General features: G+C 73.9%; 1 protein-coding gene. It reads right to left on the reverse strand.

What is annotated here, in order from left to right:
- A partial coding sequence (locus tag MKL01_RS20865; protein WP_243907105.1) for a methyl-accepting chemotaxis protein occupies positions 1-348 on the reverse strand: 348 nt, incomplete at both ends.

Here is a 348-nt window from a genome sequence, read left to right on the forward strand (position 1 = left end):
TGCTCCACCACCGTCGAGGCGATCGCGCCGCTGATCTCGCTCACGCTGGCGATCGTGCGGGCGATCTGCCCCATCGCCTCCGAGGCCCGGCCCGTGGCCGCCTGGATCGCCGCGATCTGGCCGCCGATCTCGTCGGTCGCCCGGGCGGTCTGACCGGCCAGTTCCTTCACCTCCGCGGCGACCACCGCGAAGCCGCGCCCCGCCTCCCCGGCCCGGGCCGCCTCGATGGTGGCGTTGAGCGCCAGCAGGTTGGTCTGTCCGGCGATGGTCGAGATCAGCCCGACCACCTCGCCGATGCGCGTCGCCGCCTGGCTCAGGTCCTGCACGAGGTGCTGGGTCTGGTCCGCC

This window comes from Methylobacterium sp. J-070 (assembly GCF_022829385.1).
Lineage (GTDB): Bacteria > Pseudomonadota > Alphaproteobacteria > Rhizobiales > Beijerinckiaceae > Methylobacterium.